14 protein-coding genes and 1 pseudogene are annotated in these 16,427 nt (G+C 57.1%); 13 read left to right on the forward strand and 2 right to left on the reverse strand.

What is annotated here, in order from left to right:
• Positions 1 to 27: 27 nt before the first annotated feature.
• Positions 28 to 1,014, reverse strand: a complete 987-nt coding sequence (gene ygfZ, locus IBT46_RS15070) for a tRNA-modifying protein YgfZ (protein WP_200546337.1) — start codon at positions 1,012 to 1,014, stop codon at positions 28 to 30.
• A gap of 210 nt (positions 1,015 to 1,224) precedes the next feature.
• Between ygfZ and sdhE the strand changes: the two genes are divergently transcribed.
• The 5 genes from sdhE (at position 1,225) to creD (ending at position 5,453) form a co-directional block, all read left to right on the forward strand.
• Positions 1,225 to 1,491: an FAD assembly factor SdhE gene (gene sdhE, locus IBT46_RS15075; protein WP_200546338.1), complete on the forward strand. Its 267-nt coding sequence runs from the start codon at positions 1,225 to 1,227 to the stop codon at positions 1,489 to 1,491.
• The gene (locus IBT46_RS15080; RefSeq protein ID WP_200546339.1) at positions 1,472 to 1,885 is read left to right on the forward strand and encodes a protein YgfX; all 414 of its coding nucleotides are present in this window, start codon (positions 1,472 to 1,474) and stop codon (positions 1,883 to 1,885) included. Before sdhE ends, IBT46_RS15080 begins: the two co-directional genes overlap by 20 nt.
• Entirely contained in the window at positions 1,878 to 2,573 is a 696-nt protein-coding gene (gene creB / locus IBT46_RS15085) for a two-component system response regulator CreB (protein ID WP_105592337.1), read from the forward strand. Before IBT46_RS15080 ends, creB begins: the two co-directional genes overlap by 8 nt.
• Entirely contained in the window at positions 2,573 to 3,997 is a 1,425-nt protein-coding gene (creC, locus tag IBT46_RS15090; RefSeq protein WP_200546340.1) for a two-component system sensor histidine kinase CreC, read from the forward strand. Before creB ends, creC begins: the two co-directional genes overlap by 1 nt.
• 82 nt (positions 3,998 to 4,079) lie before the next feature.
• Positions 4,080 to 5,453: a cell envelope integrity protein CreD gene (gene creD, locus IBT46_RS15095; RefSeq protein WP_200546341.1), complete on the forward strand. Its 1,374-nt coding sequence runs from the start codon at positions 4,080 to 4,082 to the stop codon at positions 5,451 to 5,453.
• A gap of 46 nt (positions 5,454 to 5,499) precedes the next feature.
• Here creD and fldB read toward each other — a convergent pair whose 3' ends face one another.
• Entirely contained in the window at positions 5,500 to 6,018 is a 519-nt protein-coding gene (fldB, locus tag IBT46_RS15100; protein WP_200546353.1) for a flavodoxin FldB, read from the reverse strand.
• A 100-nt stretch (positions 6,019 to 6,118) separates the two neighbouring features.
• Between fldB and xerD the strand changes: the two genes are divergently transcribed.
• The 8 genes and pseudogenes from xerD to IBT46_RS15140 form a co-directional block, all read left to right on the forward strand.
• Complete coding sequence (xerD, locus tag IBT46_RS15105) at positions 6,119 to 7,012, forward strand: site-specific tyrosine recombinase XerD (RefSeq protein WP_105592333.1); 894 nt, start codon at positions 6,119 to 6,121, stop codon at positions 7,010 to 7,012.
• A 45-nt stretch (positions 7,013 to 7,057) separates the two neighbouring features.
• The gene (gene dsbC / locus IBT46_RS15110) at positions 7,058 to 7,759 is read left to right on the forward strand and encodes a bifunctional protein-disulfide isomerase/oxidoreductase DsbC (protein WP_105592332.1); all 702 of its coding nucleotides are present in this window, start codon (positions 7,058 to 7,060) and stop codon (positions 7,757 to 7,759) included.
• A gap of 2 nt (positions 7,760 to 7,761) precedes the next feature.
• The gene (gene recJ / locus IBT46_RS15115; protein WP_200546342.1) at positions 7,762 to 9,483 is read left to right on the forward strand and encodes a single-stranded-DNA-specific exonuclease RecJ; all 1,722 of its coding nucleotides are present in this window, start codon (positions 7,762 to 7,764) and stop codon (positions 9,481 to 9,483) included.
• A gap of 799 nt (positions 9,484 to 10,282) precedes the next feature.
• A protein-coding gene (prfB, locus tag IBT46_RS15120) for a peptide chain release factor 2 (protein WP_200546343.1) occupies positions 10,283 to 11,381 on the forward strand; the annotation gives its coding sequence in 2 pieces (ribosomal slippage) (positions 10,283 to 10,357 and positions 10,359 to 11,381; 1,098 coding nt in all).
• 9 nt (positions 11,382 to 11,390) lie between these two features.
• Positions 11,391 to 12,911 carry a lysine--tRNA ligase gene (lysS, locus tag IBT46_RS15125; RefSeq protein ID WP_200546344.1) on the forward strand — a complete coding sequence of 507 codons (1,521 nt, stop codon included), beginning with the start codon at positions 11,391 to 11,393 and terminating at the stop codon, positions 12,909 to 12,911.
• A 155-nt stretch (positions 12,912 to 13,066) separates the two neighbouring features.
• Positions 13,067 to 13,696: a response regulator transcription factor gene (locus tag IBT46_RS15130; RefSeq protein ID WP_105593867.1), complete on the forward strand. Its 630-nt coding sequence runs from the start codon at positions 13,067 to 13,069 to the stop codon at positions 13,694 to 13,696.
• Positions 13,696 to 15,234, forward strand: a complete 1,539-nt coding sequence (locus tag IBT46_RS15135; protein WP_200546345.1) for an MASE1 domain-containing protein — start codon at positions 13,696 to 13,698, stop codon at positions 15,232 to 15,234. The genes IBT46_RS15130 and IBT46_RS15135 overlap by 1 nt, the downstream gene beginning before the upstream one ends.
• 90 nt (positions 15,235 to 15,324) lie before the next feature.
• A pseudogene (locus IBT46_RS15140) lies at positions 15,325 to 16,377 on the forward strand (MFS transporter); the annotation flags it as partial.
• Between the last annotated feature and the right edge of the window lie 50 nt (positions 16,378 to 16,427).

The raw sequence follows: 16,427 nt of genomic DNA on the forward strand, positions 1-16,427 counted from the left end.
GCCGGTTCCCGGCCAGCCTGTACGTAATCAGCCGGCGGTGATCTCGTACGGCAGCGGCTGAATGGTCAGTTTACCGCCTTCGTCACCCTGTACGCGCAGAATCGTATCGGCTTCCAGATCGTTATTCAGCACCGCCTGCACCCAGACTTCGCCCGTTTCAAGCTGGCAGGCTGCCAGAATCGTACCGGTGCGCCGCCAGTTTTCACCCATCTGCATTTCCAGCGCGCTGTCAGCTTCGGGAACGCTACCCGCTTTGCCTGCCAGCCAGTAAAGTGCGCGCTTATTGGCACCGCGAAACTTGGCGCGTGCCACCATTTCCTGACCGGTGTAGCAGCCTTTTTTAAAGCTGATGCCGTTCAGTGCCTGAACATTGGTCGCCTGTGGAATCAACTGCGCGCTGGTGGCCGCATCGATAATCGGGAAACCGGCCTCGATATCCAGCGCCAGCCACTGATTGCTGTTGTTCAATGCGGCTTTATCGGCCAGCTTTTGCTGGATCTCAGCGGCTTTGCCTTCACTGGTCACCAACAGAAAACGTTCGGCGGGCAGATCGAACCACAGCAGCGTGCTTTCATCCTGCTGGACGACCGGCGCATCGGCATCCGGCAGCACGGCGTAAATCTCCGCCAGTGCTTCACGCGCCTGTTCGCCCGCCAGACCGAGCAGCACCGACTCATCGTCGGCGGCCAGGGTCACTTTGGCGAATACGGCATACTTCTTCAATTCAGTCAGTTGGGTATCACGCAGGCTGCGGCGCTCAATATAGGCCAGCCCTTCTCCGCGATGGAACAGGCGCAGCGTACTCCACATTTTACCTTTCGCATCGCAGTGGGCGGCAGGCAGATGGCGATCGGCTCCCAGCGCTGCCACATCCAGCGTCACCTGTCCCTGCAGATAGCTCACCCGGTCCTGGCCCGTGGCGGTAACCAGCGCCCACTCTTCCAGTGAAATCAGCGTCAGTGGAAGCTGCGCGGATGCCTGTGGCTGGCGAGGAGGAAAAGCAATAATTGGCATGATTCAGTCCTGAATTGAAAAATATTAACAATACTTCTCATGTTAAGAGAGACGCATTGCTTTGCAACCAGTTTCCGGCAAAAGCGGCACAAAAGGCGTGATAACCCTGCAAGCTTTGCGTGATGTCTCGCAAGCTATAAATTGCTGCATCAACAGCGGGGTAAAAAGGGGTACACTGGAAGCCTGTTTGATTAACTGACGCTGAGTAACATGGATATTACCAATAAATCACGCATTCACTGGGCATGTCGTCGCGGCATGCGGGAGCTCGACATCTCAATCATGCCTTTTTTTGAGTATGAGTTTGATTCGCTGAGCGACAGTGACAAAAAAGTGTTCGTTCGTCTGCTGGAGAGCGACGATCCTGATCTGTTTAACTGGCTGATGAACCATGGAGCGCCGGCCGATCCTGAGCTTAGGCGAATGGTGGCACTGATTCAGGAGAGAAATCAGCAACGTGGTCCTGTGGCGATGTGAACTGAGAGTTTCCTGGGCGGCACAGTGGCAGTCTTTGCTGATACACGGCGCAGTGATTTTGCTGCTGTTGCTGATCCCCTGGCCCGGCAGCTATACCCTGGTTTGGATCGCGCTATTGACGCTGGTGCTTATGGAGAGTATCCGCAGTCAGCGGCGCATCCTTTCACGTGTCGGGCCCATTGAACTGCTGTCCACAAGACAGTTTCACTGGCGGCGGAAACAGTGGTTTCTCGTTGCAAAACCCTGGATTGGGCGTTGGGCGATTCTACTGCCGTTACGCTCAGCAGAGGGGAAGCGCGAGTGGCTGTGGCTTGGCATCGACAGTATGGAGAACGCCGAGTGGCGTCTGCTGCGGCAGCAGTTATTGATGCTGAAGGAACCGGGTAATGAGTAGCGCCACTGTATGGCTGGCTGAAGATGAAGCCGCAATTGCGGACACCCTGCTCTATGTACTGCAGCAGGAAGGCTTTACCCCGCGCTGGTTTTCCCGTGGGCTGCCGCTGCTGGAGGCGCTGCAACAGCAGCCGCCCGATCTGGTGATCCTTGATGTTGGCCTGCCTGATATCAATGGCTTTGAGCTTTGCCGTCAGCTGCTGGCAAAGCAGCCGGATCTTCCCGTGCTGTTTCTGACCGCAAGGAGTGAAGAGAACGACAGGCTGCTGGGGTTAGAGATCGGTGCCGACGATTATGTGGCCAAACCGTTTTCTCCTCGCGAAGTCTGCGCCAGGGTACGCACGCTTCTTAAGCGTTTGCAAAAGCAGCAGCGCATTGCTCAGTCAGGACTGCGCACCGTTGGCCGCTTTGTGCTTGATGAACCTGCGGCCCGCATTACCTGGCACCAGTGTCCGCTGGTACTGACGCGTTACGAATTTCTACTGTTGAAAACGCTGCTGACCGCACCCGGTCGGGTTTTTTCACGCCAGCAGTTGATGGATCTGGTGTGGCAGGGTGCAGAGGAGAGTATGGAACGCACCGTCGATACCCACATTAAAACGCTGCGGGCCAAACTGCGTGACATTAATCCAAATGAAGCGGTCCTGATGACCCATCGGGGCCTTGGCTACAGTCTGGTGGCTGGCTGATGAAAATCGGCATGCGCCTGCTGCTGGGTTACTTTCTGATTGTGGCGATCGCGGCATGGTTTGTGCTCAATATTTTTCTGCAGGAAGTTAAACCCGGCGTACGTCGTGCAACGGAAGGGATGCTGGTGGATACTGCCACGCTTCTGGCTCAGTTCGCCCGTAGCGATATGCTGAGCGGGAATCCGCAGCATGGTCAGCTGGCGCAGGCTTTTTCGCAGCTGGCTAACTACCGGGTGGCGGCCAACATCAGCGGTATTACCAAAACCCGCAATGAGTATCGCGTTTATCTGACTGATGCAAAGGGAATGGTGGTGTTTGATTCCGCGGGTGTGGCTCTGGGGCAGGACTATTCGCAATGGAACGATGTCTGGCTGACCCTGCGCGGGCGCTATGGCGCACGCAGCAGCCCGACCGATCCTGAAGATGAAAACAGCACGGTAATGTATGTCGCTGCGCCGGTGCGGGAAGATGGGCGGTTGATTGGCGTGCTCAGCGTGGGTAAAGCCAACAGCACGATGGAACCGGTGATTCGCCGCAGCGAGCGCCGCATTCTTTGGGCCGGGGCTGCTCTTTTAGGCATTGCCCTTTTGATTGGTTTGGCTTTTGTTTTGTGGATTAACCGTTCGGTGGGCAGGCTGGTGCGCTATGCCGATTCAGTCACCGACGGTGAACAGCTACCGCTGCCCGCGATGAACAGCAGCGAACTGCGTAAGCTGGCACGGGCGCTGGAAAGCATGAGGCTCAAACTGGAGGGCAAGCGCTATATTGAGCATTACGCCCATGCCTTAACCCACGAATTGAAAAGCCCGCTGGCGGCAATTCGTGGGGCTGCGGAAATCATTCAGGAGCTGCCACCGCCAGAGGTTACCCGGCAATTTTCCGCCAATATTCTTCAGCAAAATGCCCGTATGCAGCGGTTGATTGATAATCTTCTGCGCCAGGCGCGGCTGGAAAACCGCCCTGAGATTTCACGCCAGCCCATCGATTTACTGCCGTTAATGAACGCATTGCGTGACAGCCGAGTCGTGCAGTCGCAGGGTAAAAATGTGCATATTGAAACCGACAGCCTGGAGGGTCTGGAGGCTTTCGCCGACCGGCTGCTGCTGGAGCAGGCGTTGGCAAATTTATTGGATAACGCACTGGATTTCACGCCGCCGGGAGGAAACGTAGTGCTGCGTGCTGAGAACCAGGACAGTACGGTGGCCATTCAGATTATTGACAGCGGTAGCGGAATACCGGCGTACGCGGAGCCGTATATCTTCGACCGATTTTATTCTCTGCCGCGCAGCAACGGTGAGAAAAGCAGCGGGCTTGGGCTGGCGTTCGTTCGCGAGGTGGCTCGCCTGCATCAGGGCAGCATAACGCTGCTGAATTTAGCCGAGGGCGGCGTTTTTGCCAGCCTGACGTTAAAAAAACAGCCCTGACTTCACCTTCTCTTCACACAACTTCATTCTCCCCCCATACGACAGGCCTATCTTCTGCGTCATTAACTCAGGAGAAAAAACCATGTTGAAATCTGCTTTGTTCTGGAAGGTCATCACGCTGATCGGCTGTTTACTCCTTTTACTGGTGCCGCTCAGTATGCTCAACTCACTCATTGCTGAGCGCGCCAGCTGGCGGGACAGCGTGGCGCAAACGCTAAGCCAAAGTACCAGCGGCCCACAGCGCGTGCTGGGCCCGCTGATTGTCGTGCCGTGGACGGAAACACGTAAAGTAATGAAGGACGATAAGGAAGTGCTGGTTGAGGAAAAGCATCACCGATTTTATTTGCCGGAACAGCTGAAGATTGGCGCGCAGCAGGTGGTGGAGTCGCGCAGCGTTGGGATCTATCAGGGGCAGCTGTGGCGCTCAGGTATGGCCGTCAGTGCCAGTTTCGACGGTGAACGCATCCGCGATCTGTTAAACAAACCGGGGATCGTGTTGGGCCAGCCCTGGCTGACCATTGTGCTTGGTGATTCGCGCGGCATAGCCAGCGTAACGCCGCTGCAAATTGAAGGTCAGGAACTTGATTTCCAGCCCGGCAGCCAGTTTGGCCAGGACGGCGAGGGGCTGCATGCCGTGCTGCCGCAGTCGCTGCTGCAAAAGAAAAGCCTGGCGCTGAGTTTTTCAATAAAGCTGATGGGAACGCGGGAGCTGGAAGTCGTACCGCTAGGCAAAAACAGCGCATTTGAACTGCAAAGTAACTGGCCGCATCCGGGGTTCACCGGCAGCTTCCTGCCCGAGAAACGCCAGATTACATCGCAGGGATTCACTGCCAACTGGCAGAGTTCCTGGTTCGCAAATAATCTCAATTCGCGCTTTTCTGATGATGCTGAAGTCCGCAGCGCCACGCTGCCCGCTTTTAGTTCGATGGTGATTAACCCGGTTGACCAGTATCAACTAACCGATCGTGCGGTGAAATATGCCATCCTGCTGATTGGGCTGACCTTTATGGCATTCTTCCTCTTTGAGACGCTGACCGCGCTGCGCGTACACCCGATGCAGTACCTGTTGGTTGGTCTGTCATTGGTGATGTTCTTTCTGGTGCTGCTGGCGCTCTCAGAGCATATTGGCTTCAACCTTGCCTGGCTCAGTGCCAGCCTGACCTGCGCAGCAATAAACGGTTTCTATTTACAGGCGGTATTGCAGGGATGGCGGCGCAGTCTGAGCTTTGTTGCCGGGCTGCTGGTTCTGGACGCCGTGTTATGGCAGCTGCTGCAATCGGAAGACAGCGCCTTGCTGCTGGGAACCGGGGTACTGGCGATTGCGCTGGCGGCGGTGATGGTTCTGACCCGTCATATTGACTGGTACGGGCTGTCTATGCCGACCGCGAAGAAAGCGGTGCAGGGCGCAGAGAAAGACGACAAAGAACCGGACGATCGTTTCCGCCTGTGGAAATAGCACGGTAACGGGCTGACCGTCGTAGCGGTCGGCCCGCAGATAGGCGTTAAAGCAGCTCGGCCATTTCCGTCAGGATCTGCTCACACCATTGGGCGATACGCTCATCGGTGTGCTCAAACTGATTCACATCATCCAGCGCCAGGCCGACAAACTGCTGGCCGTCGGCGGTCAGCGGTTTTTTGCTGGTAAACTCGTAGCCCTCAATCGGCCAGCGGCCGACGAACTGAACGCCAATCGGAGCCAGTACTTCATGCAGCATGCCAAGCGCATCCAGGAACCATTCGCTGTATTCGCCCTGATCGCCCATGCCATAAAGTGCGACGATTTTACCGCGTAAATTCAGGTTTGGCAGATCGGTCCAAATCGCTTCCCAGTCCTCCTGCAATTCACCAAAATCCCAGGTGGGGATACCCAGAATTAACAAATCATACTGCTCCATCAGCAGCGGCGAATCATCTTTCAGGTTATGCAGAGTCACCAAATCTTCGCCGATAAAATCGCGAATTTTCTCGGCCGCCATCTCGGTGTAACAGGTGCTGGAGCCGTAAAACAGACCAATATTCATGGAAGTAAAACTCATTTTTCTTCAGGCATGGCAGCGATAATACCAGATATGGGTAACAATAAGGCATAATCGCCGTAAACCCTGACCTGGAGGAAATAGCGTGCAGGACAGCGATCTGATTGAACAATTTCTCGATGCCCTGTGGATCGAGCGCAATCTGGCGAAAAATACCGTCATCTCCTATCGGCTCGATTTGCGATCGATGACCGACTGGCTCGCCGGCCAACAGCTGACGCTGCTGGACGTGGATACCGTTAATTTGCAAAGCTTCCTCGCCGAAAGGCTGGAAGGCGGCTATAAGGCCAGCAGCTCGGCACGCTTGCTAAGTGCCATGCGGCGCCTGTTCCAGTATCTCTATCGTGAAAAGCTGCGTGCTGACGACCCGAGCGCACTGCTGTCATCCCCCAAACTGCCGCAGCGTTTGCCGAAGGATCTTTCGGAGGAACAGGTTGACCGACTGCTTCAGGCACCCGGCGAAGAACAACCGATCGAGCTACGTGATAAAGCCATGCTGGAACTGCTGTATGCCACCGGTCTGCGCGTCAGCGAGCTGGTGGGACTGACGCTGAGCGACGTGAGTCTGCGGCAGGGCGTGGTGCGGGTGATCGGTAAAGGCAACAAGGAGCGGCTGGTGCCGATGGGCGAAGAGGCGATATACTGGATAGAACGGTTTATTGAATATGGTCGCCCGTGGCTGCTAAATGGACAGGCGCTGGATGTGCTTTTCCCCAGCAACCGCGCGCAGCATATGACCCGACAAACCTTCTGGCATCGTATCAAACATTACGCCACACTGGCGGGGATCGACAGTGAAAAGCTGTCGCCGCACGTGTTGCGTCATGCTTTTGCGACCCATCTTCTGAACCACGGCGCGGATTTGCGTGTCGTACAGATGTTACTGGGGCACAGCGATCTTTCAACGACCCAGATTTATACGCACGTGGCGACAGAACGTCTGCGCCAGCTGCATCAGCAGCATCACCCGCGTGCTTAAGTGATTGACAATATGGCTCCTTTCAGGAGCCTATAAGGATATAAAATGAAGACCCGCCTGTTACTTTCTTTTCTGATCGCGTCGATCGCTGGACTGGCCCACGCTGACGATGCGGCAATCCAGCAGTCGCTGAATCGTCTTGGCCTGCAGCAAACGGAAATTCAGCCGTCGCCGCTGCCGGGCTTCAAAACCGTTCTGTCGGAAAGCGGCGTGCTGTACGTCACCGAAGACGGTAAGCATTTTATGCAGGGTCCTCTGTATGACGTCAGCGGCGCGCAGCCGGTCAACGTCACCAATCAGCTGCTGGAAAAGAAAGTCGAAGCGCTGAGCAAGGACATGATTGTCTACAAGGCGGCGAAAGAGCAGCACGTCATTACCGTCTTTACCGATATTACCTGCGGCTACTGCCGCAAACTGCACGAGCAGATGGCCGACTACAACGCGTTGGGTATTACCGTACGCTATCTGGCTTTCCCGCGCGAAGGGATGAACGGGCAGGTAGCGAAAGAGATGAAGTCGATCTGGTGCACCGCCGATCGTCGTAAGTCATTTGATGCCGCAATGAAAGGTGAAGAAGTGCAGCCTGCGGATTGCAAAGTGGATATCGGCCAGCAGTACAAGCTCGGCATTCTGTTCGGTATTCAGGGTACTCCGGCCATTCTGCTGCAAAACGGTGCCATGATCCCTGGCTATCAGGGGCCACAGGACATGAAGAAATACCTCGACAGCCAGAAAAACGGTGGCTGATTTTGCACAAAGCTAAAACCGAACTCCGTCGCCGTCAGGCGGCGGATGCTGCTGCACTTCCTGCCGATTTAAACCCGTTACTGCGTCGTCTTTATGCCCAGCGCGGCGTGACAGAAGCCGTCGCCCTGGAGCGCGGTGCCAAAAATCTGCATTCATTCCATTCGCTTAGCGGCATCGATCGCGCCGTTGATATCCTCCAGCGGGCGCTGGCCGACGATTTGTGCATTGTGATCGTCGGTGACTTTGATGCCGACGGCGCAACCAGTACGGCGCTGACGGTGCTGGCGCTGCGCGCTATGGGCGGGCGCAATATCAAATATCTGGTGCCGAACCGTTTTGATGATGGTTACGGCCTCAGCCCGGAAGTTGTCGAACAGGCCGCCGCCCGTGGTGCACAGCTGATTGTTACCGTGGATAACGGCATTTCCTCACACGCCGGCGTGGAGCTGGCGCATCAGAAAGGCATCCAGGTGGTCGTGACCGATCACCATCTGCCGGGGGAATCGCTGCCTGCGGCGGATGCCATCGTTAATCCTAATCTCAGCGACTGCGAATTCCCTTCGCGGGCGCTGGCTGGCGTCGGTGTTGCTTTCTACTTAATGCTGGCTCTGCGTGCGCGGCTGCGCGACAGCGGTGTGGCAACGTTACCGAATCTGGCCGAGTGGCTGGATCTGGTCGCGTTGGGTACGGTCGCCGACGTGGTGCCGCTGGATGCCAATAACCGTATTCTGGTCTGGCAGGGTCTGAGCCGTATTCGCGCGGGCAAATGCCGTCCGGGTATTCGCGCCCTGCTGGAAATCGCCAATCGCGATGCCAGCAAGCTGGCAGCCAGCGATTTGGGTTTCGCGCTGGGGCCGCGCTTAAATGCCGCCGGTCGGCTTGATGATATGTCGGTCGGTGTTGCGCTGTTGCTGAGTGAAGATCTGGGCCAGGCGCGAATGCTTGCGGCTGAGCTGGACGCATTGAACCAGACGCGGAAAGAAATTGAACAGGGCATGCAGTCCGAAGCGTTGGCGTTGTGCAATAGTCTTGAGCAGAGTAGCGATGCGCTGCCGCTGGGTATTGCCATGTACCATTCGGAGTGGCACCAGGGCGTGGTAGGCATTCTGGCTTCACGTCTGAAGGAGCGCTTCCACAGGCCGGTGATCGCGTTTGCCCCGGCGGGTGACGGTACGCTAAAAGGTTCCGGTCGATCCATTTCGGGGCTGCATATGCGTGACGTACTCGAGCGGCTGGATACGCTGAATCCCGGGCTGATTATCAAATTTGGTGGCCATGCCATGGCTGCGGGTCTGTCACTGGAAGAGGCCAAATTTGACGAGTTTCGCCAGCGTTTTGCCGAGCTGGTTGCCGATTTGCTGGATGCGGAGTCGTTACAGGGCGTGGTGTGGAGTGACGGCGAGCTGATGGCGCAGGAGCTGACGCTGCCGACCGCCGAGCTGCTGCGTGACGCGGGTCCGTGGGGGCAGGCGTTCCCGGAGCCAACGTTTGACGGTAAGTTTAAGCTGTTGCAGCAGAAGCTGGTGGGCGAGCGTCATTTGAAGATGATGCTGGAACCGATGGGCGGTGGTCCGCTGCTGGACGGTATCGCGTTTAATATTGATACCGCGCTGTGGCCCGATCCAAGCGTGAGGCATGTGGAGCTGGCTTATAAGCTGGATGTGAATGAGTTTCGCGGTAATCGTAATGTGCAGTTGATTATCGATCATCTGTGGGCGTTATAGCGGGGCGGGTTAATTCGCGGCTGATTATGGGGCTGGCGTATCGGTGTTGGCCGTGTTTGGTCGCGGCTGATTCTGTGTCCGGCGTATCGGTGACGGGCGGGTTCGCGGACGCGCCGTGAACACGTCCGTGTGGGCTCGGTTCGCGCATCCCTGCGCTCAACGGTCCGCGAACCCGCCCGTCACCGATTGCTCACCGGCAATGGGTTTGCTGCAAGTAAACAGGGTGTTCACATTTGCCTGGGTGTATTCCAGGGGCCAGAAGTTGGTTTCGTATTTCAGTGCCGATTGCCGTCTTAAACTGTAAACGTAACGGGCCAAACCCGAAGCGATACGATATCTGAAAAGGTGAACGTAACGGGGCAAACTCAAAGCGATACGGTAATTCGGAAGGTGAACGTCAGGGGGCAGATAAGCCGGATGTCTGCGGCAAGGATGCCGCAGCCAAGCCCACACGGACGTGTTCACGGCGATCCGGCGTTCTGCCCCCTGACGGTCGCCCGGCCTCCGCATTTGAAGCGAGAAAAATGCTCCACACAGTGCGCCCCGTAATGTTCACCCGCGCACAGTACCTGAAGCGAAAAAAATGCCCAACAAAGTGCGCCCCGCAACGTTCACCCGCATCCCGGCAACAGTTAATGCCATCTTAGCCCCGGTTACGCTCATTACTTTCTCCATTTATGGCAAGTTGGGATTATTACGCTGCCAAAGCGTGGTCAAAACTACAAACTGCACGCTATTTCAGGTAAACTGCTCCGTTACATTCACGTCCTTTTCGATCACCTAAAAAGATTCTAAAACCATGTTTGAAATTAATCCGGTAAAGAACCGAATTCAGGATCTCACTGAGCGCAGCGGCGTTCTTCGGGGGTATCTTTGACTATGATGCCAAGAAAGAACGTCTCGAAGAAGTAAACGCTGAGCTTGAACAGCCTGATGTCTGGAATGAACCCGATCGCGCTCAGGCGCTGGGTAAAGAACGCTCCTCATTAGAAGCCATTGTTCAAACTCTCGACCAGATGTCGCAGGGTCTGGAAGACGTTTCCGGCCTGCTGGAACTGGCGGTAGAAGCCGAAGACGAAGACACCTTCAACGAAGCGGTTGCCGAGCTGGATGGCTTAGATAAAAAGCTCGCCGAGCTGGAATTCCGCCGCATGTTCTCCGGCCAGTACGACAGCGCCGACTGCTACATGGATATCCAGGCCGGTTCCGGTGGTACGGAAGCACAGGACTGGGCCAGCATGCTGCTGCGTATGTATCTGCGCTGGGCAGAAGCGAAAGGCTTCAAAACCGAAATCATCGAAGAGTCCGATGGTGAAGTGGCCGGTACGAAATCCGCTACCATCAAAATTATCGGTGACTACGCCTACGGCTGGTTGCGTACTGAAACCGGCGTTCACCGCCTGGTGCGCAAAAGCCCGTTCGACTCCGGCGGCCGTCGCCACACCTCGTTCAGCTCGGTGTTTATCTACCCGGAAGTTGAAGACGATATCGATATCGAAATCAACCCGGCCGACCTGCGCATTGACGTTTACCGCGCCTCAGGTGCCGGTGGTCAGCACGTTAACAAAACCGAGTCGGCGGTGCGTATTACTCACTTACCGACCAACATTGTCGTGCAGTGCCAGAACGACCGCTCTCAGCATAAGAACAAAGATCAGGCATTCAAGCAGCTGCGAGCCAAGCTGTATGAATACGAGATGCAGAAGAAAAATGCTGACAAGCAGGCGGCGGAAGACAACAAGTCTGACATCGGCTGGGGCAGTCAAATCCGCTCTTACGTTCTGGATGATTCACGCATTAAAGATCTGCGTACCAGTGTAGAAACGCGGAATACGCAGGCGGTTCTGGACGGCGATCTGGATCGTTTTATCGAAGCAAGTTTGAAAGCAGGGTTATAAGGAACTCACATGTCTGAACAACAACCGCAGGCCGCTGATGCAGCAGTTGAGCTTAATAACGAACTGAAAGCGCGTCGCGAAAAGCTCAGCGCGCTGCGTGAAACCGGCGTGGCGTTCCCGAACGACTTCCGCCGCGATCGCACCTCGGATACGCTGCACGCCGAGTTTGACGACAAGGAAAACGAAGAGCTGGAAGCGCTGGGCATTGAGGTCAGCGTCGCTGGCCGTATGATGACCCGCCGCATCATGGGTAAAGCCTCTTTCCTGACGCTGCAGGACGTCGGTGGCCGCATTCAGCTGTACGTTTCTCGTGACGATCTGGCTGAAGGCATCTACAACGAACAGTTCAAAAAGTGGGACCTCGGCGATATCGTCGGCGCTCGCGGTAAGTTGTTTAAGACCAAGACCGGCGAACTGTCGATCCACTGTAGCGAGCTGCGCCTGCTGACCAAAGCACTGCGCCCGCTGCCGGATAAGTTCCACGGCCTTGCCGATCAGGAAACCCGCTATCGTCAGCGCTACCTCGATCTGATCAGTAACGATGACTCCCGTAATACCTTCGTTGTGCGTTCAAAAATCATGGCGGGCATCCGCAGCTTCATGGTTAACCGCAACTTTATGGAAGTGGAAACCCCGATGATGCAGGTGATTCCAGGCGGCGCATCTGCCCGTCCGTTTATCACCCATCACAATGCGCTGGACATTGATATGTACCTGCGTATTGCGCCAGAGCTGTACCTGAAGCGTCTGGTGGTGGGCGGCTTCGATCGCGTTTTCGAGATCAACCGTAACTTCCGTAACGAAGGTATTTCGCCGCGCCATAACCCAGAGTTCACCATGATGGAACTCTATATGGCCTATGCGGACTACAAAGATCTGATCGAACTGACCGAAAGCCTGTTCCGTACCCTGGCGCAGGATATTCTGGGCAACACCGTTGTGCCTTACGGCGAGCAGGAGTTCGACTTCGGCAAGCCGTTTGAAAAACTGACGATGAAAGAAGCGATTCTGAAATATCGTCCGGAAACCAACCTGGCCGATCTCGACGATTTCGACAAGTCTGTGGCGATTGCCCAGTCTATCGGCATCAAAGTTGAGAAGAGCTGGGGCCTGGGCCGTCTGGTGACTGAGATCTTCGAAGAAACCGCCGAAGCACATCTGATCCAGCCAACCTTCATCACCGAGTATCCGGCTGAAGTGTCGCCGCTGGCGCGCCGCAACGACGAGAACCCGGAAATCACCGACCGCTTTGAATTCTTTATCGGTGGCCGTGAAATCGGTAACGGCTTCTCGGAGCTGAACGATGCGGAAGACCAGGCCGAGCGTTTCCTGCAGCAGGTTAACGCCAAAGACGCCGGTGATGACGAAGCGATGTTCTACGACGAAGACTACGTCACCGCGCTGGAGCACGGCCTGCCGCCAACGGCCGGTCTGGGCATCGGTATCGACCGTATGGTGATGCTGTTTACCAACAGCCACACCATCCGCGACGTGATCCTGTTCCCGGCTCTGCGCCCGGGCAGCAAGTAAGTATTATTGTCCTACCCGACGGCCAGCTTTTGCTGGCCGTTTTTATTTGTCCCTCAGCCTAAACTGTTAACCCCCCAGCATTTTCCTCGCTCGCATTTGCTCAACGCCCCGTTCGGCGGGCATCATGCACAAAATTTTCAGCAGGTTTATCCATCATGATTAACGTAGCCCTGATCGACGACCATATCGTGGTGCGTTCCGGTTTTGCTCAGCTTCTCTCCCTGGAAAGCGATATCCAGGTGACAGGCCAGTTTGCTTCCGCCGCCGAGGCCTGGCCGCATCTGCTGCGCGAGCCTTTCGACGTAGCGGTGCTGGATATTGCGATGCCGGATGAGAGCGGGCTGAGCCTGCTGTCCCGGCTGCGTCAGCAGCGTCCGGGCTTCCGGGCGATTATCCTCAGCATTTATGACACCAGCGCCTTTGTGCAAAGCGCGGTGGATGCCGGGGCCAGCGGCTATCTGACTAAACGCTGCGGGCCGGAGGAACTGGTGCAGGCGGTGCGTTCGGTCAGCGTCGGCGGGCTTTACCTGTGTGCGGATGCGCTGCGTGCGCTGCGCCAGACCCGGCCCGTACCCAAAGAGCTGACCTCGCTGACGCCGAGAGAGAAGCAGGTGTTCGATCTGCTGATTAACGGCATCAGCGTGAAGGCGATTGCCGACCAGCTGGCGCTCAGCCATAAAACCGTGCACGTTCATCGCGCCAACGTATTGGGCAAGCTGAACTGCCAGACCACCGTTGAGCTGGTGCACTTTGCCCTTCAGCATCAGCTGCTGAGCCATACCTGATGCCGCAGGCGCGCCATATTGTTTTATCGCTGATGCTGGCCCTATTCTTCGCTCTCGGCTGGCTGGCGCTGTGGACCATCGGCCTGTGGCTGAGCCAGAACGGCCAGCAGGCGGTGCTGCTGTTGCCAGCCGGGCTGCATCTGGCGCTGATGATCCTGCTGCCGAAGCGCTACTGGGCGGCGCTACTGCTGGTGGAAGCGATCCTGATTAGCTGGCTACAGCTGGAGCAGCTGATCGTGCGGCCGGTGATGCTGCTGTCGCCGCTGCTGAGCGTGCTGCCAGCCTGGCTTTGCCAGTCTCAGTGGCATCGCTACACGCTTTACTGGCAGCGGCTGATCCTGCTGCTGGCGGCGGTGACCCTGAACACGTTGCTACAGGGTGCGATAATCGGCCCGTGGCTGGAGGAAGCGGTCACTCAGACTCTGCTGGCCAGCTTTACCGGCGGAGTACTGCTTACGCCGTTTATTTACCTGATTTATGAATATCTTAAACAGCAGCATCTTAGCGATATGCTGGCGCAGCGCATGCCCGATCCGCCGCTGCGCACCTCGCTGCTGATCTGGTGCTCGGTGATTTTCGCCATCGGCGTTTGCGTGCAGGTATCGATCGCCCCGGATATGGAGCGCCTGCTGCTGATCTTTGTTTTCCTGCCCAACGTGGTGATGGCCTACCGCTTTGGCTGGCAGGGCGGGGTGCTGTCGGCGATCGTCGGCAGCGTGCTGATCACCCTGACCCGGCAGGCCAGCGGCGCGTTTCACGATCTGCGCGAGCTGGAGCTGTTTCTCTCCACCCAGGCGCTGCTCGGCATCGGGCTGGGGATTGCCGTCAGCCGTCAGCAGCAGCTGGCCCAGCATCTACAGCGCTATCGTCAGCAGTTGGAAAAAGAGCTACAGGCCCGGCACCGGCTGATGGCACAGCTGGTGGACACGGAAGAACAGGTGCGTAAAGCCATTGCCCGCGAGCTGCACGATGAGATCGGCCAGAACATTACCGCCATTCAGATCCAGGCAATGCTGGTGGCGCGCGGCAGCGATGCACCGGCGGCCAGGCAGGCCGCGGGGCAGATTAGCGACCTGTCGCGGCGTATTCATCACACCACTCGCCAGCTGCTGCGGCAGATTCGCCCGCCGGTGCTGGACGAAATGGCGCTGGATAAAGCGCTACAGCATCTGGCCGCCGAGTTCTCCTTCGCCGATCGCGGCATTGATTTCCAGCTTCATTACCGGCTCAGCGCCTCTCCTGGGGATGAAACCCTGACCTTCACGCTGTATCGCGTGGTGCAGGAGCTGCTGAACAACATCAGCAAACATGCGGGTGCGCGGCAGGTGGTGGTGACGCTGGACGAGCAGCCGGGCCTGCTGACGCTGAGCGTCAGCGATGACGGTATCGGGATCACCGAACCTGTCGTCAGCGGTTTTGGCCTGCGTGGAATCGAGGAGCGGGTGCGGGCGCTTGGCGGCGACTGGCAGCTGTCGCCGCCGCCGGGAACCTGCATAACTGTTAACTTGCCCACAAAATCACGCGAAACTGCGCCCTGACCAGGAATAATTCCTGGTTCATTCCAACTTTGTCTCATGCCCCGGCGTAATGCCTTCCCTATATTAGCCCGTGATGACCCGGAGGTTTACATGGCAGCCATCACCCTGACGCCAGAGCAGATTAGCCAGCGCTACCGTTATTGGCGACCGCGACTGTTGTTCACCATGGTGATCGGCTATGCCGCGTTTTATCTGACGCGGCGCAGCATCAGCCAGGTGATGCCGGTGATGCAGCTGGAACTGGGGCTGGATAAAGCCGACATCGGCCTGCTGGGTACGCTGTTTTATCTGGTCTACGGCGCATCGAAATTTCTGTCCGGCACGATCAGCGACCGCACGCCCGCACAGTGGTTTATGGGCGGCGGGCTGATCGCGACCGGGATACTGAATATCGTCTTTACCTTCTGCGGCTCGTGGAGTGCGCTGCTGCTGGTATGGACGCTGAACGGTTTTTTCCAGGGCTGGGGCTGGCCGCCGTGCGCCAAGCTGCTCACCCACTGGTATTCGCGCAACGAGCGCGGTTTCTGGTGGGGCTGCTGGAACACCTCGATCAATCTGGGCGGCGCGCTGGTACCGCTGCTGTCGGGCTGGCTGGCGATGCGCTGGGGCTGGCAGACTGCGCTGCTGCTGCCGGGGATTATGGGCATTCTGATCGGCATCTGGCTCTGCTGGCGGCTGTGCGATAAGCCCGCCGCGCAGGGACTGCCGACGGTGGGGGAATGGCGGCGCGATCCGCTGGAGCTGTGGCAGCAGGAACACAGCCCGGCGATGTCGATGCGCGATATTTTGCGCCAGCAGATTCTGGCCAATCGCACCATCTGGCTGTTGGGCGCTTCTTACGTGCTGGTGTACCTGATCCGCATCGCGCTCAACGACTGGGGCAACCTGTGGCTGACCGAGGCCCACGAAGTCAACCTGCTGAGCGCCAATACCACGCTGACGCTATTTGAGCTGGGCGGAGTGATCGGGGCGCTGTTTGCCGGATGGGGTTCGGATCTGCTGTTTCGCGGCCAGCGCGCCCCGATGATTTTGCTGTTTGCCTTAGGCCTGTTCCTCAGCATGGCGGCGCTGTGGCTGGCGCCGGTGCATCACCGGTCGCTGCTGTCGGTGTGCTTCTTCAGCCTGGGCTTTTTTGTTTTTGGTGACCCGTCCTGAATAGCGTTGACACGTTCCCGACTTAAATACGGAGAACG

It is taken from the genome of Erwinia sp. S38 (assembly GCF_016624545.1).
Lineage (GTDB): Bacteria > Pseudomonadota > Gammaproteobacteria > Enterobacterales > Enterobacteriaceae > Erwinia > Erwinia coffeiphila.

Excerpts from the sequence above, each read along its gene's own strand:
- creD (WP_200546341.1), top strand. The coding sequence starts at position 4,080 with ATGTTGAAATCTGCTTTGTTCTGGAAGGTCATCACGCTGATCGGCTGT.
- IBT46_RS15135 (WP_200546345.1), top strand. The coding sequence starts at position 13,696 with ATGCCGCAGGCGCGCCATATTGTTTTATCGCTGATGCTGGCCCTATTC.
- creC (WP_200546340.1), top strand. The coding sequence starts at position 2,573 with ATGAAAATCGGCATGCGCCTGCTGCTGGGTTACTTTCTGATTGTGGCG.
- lysS (WP_200546344.1), top strand. The coding sequence starts at position 11,391 with ATGTCTGAACAACAACCGCAGGCCGCTGATGCAGCAGTTGAGCTTAAT.
- IBT46_RS15130 (WP_105593867.1), top strand. The coding sequence starts at position 13,067 with ATGATTAACGTAGCCCTGATCGACGACCATATCGTGGTGCGTTCCGGT.
- dsbC (WP_105592332.1), top strand. The coding sequence starts at position 7,058 with ATGAAGACCCGCCTGTTACTTTCTTTTCTGATCGCGTCGATCGCTGGA.
- ygfZ (WP_200546337.1), bottom strand. The coding sequence starts at position 1,014 with ATGCCAATTATTGCTTTTCCTCCTCGCCAGCCACAGGCATCCGCGCAG.
- fldB (WP_200546353.1), bottom strand. The coding sequence starts at position 6,018 with ATGAATATTGGTCTGTTTTACGGCTCCAGCACCTGTTACACCGAGATG.
- creB (WP_105592337.1), top strand. The coding sequence starts at position 1,878 with ATGAGTAGCGCCACTGTATGGCTGGCTGAAGATGAAGCCGCAATTGCG.
- sdhE (WP_200546338.1), top strand. The coding sequence starts at position 1,225 with ATGGATATTACCAATAAATCACGCATTCACTGGGCATGTCGTCGCGGC.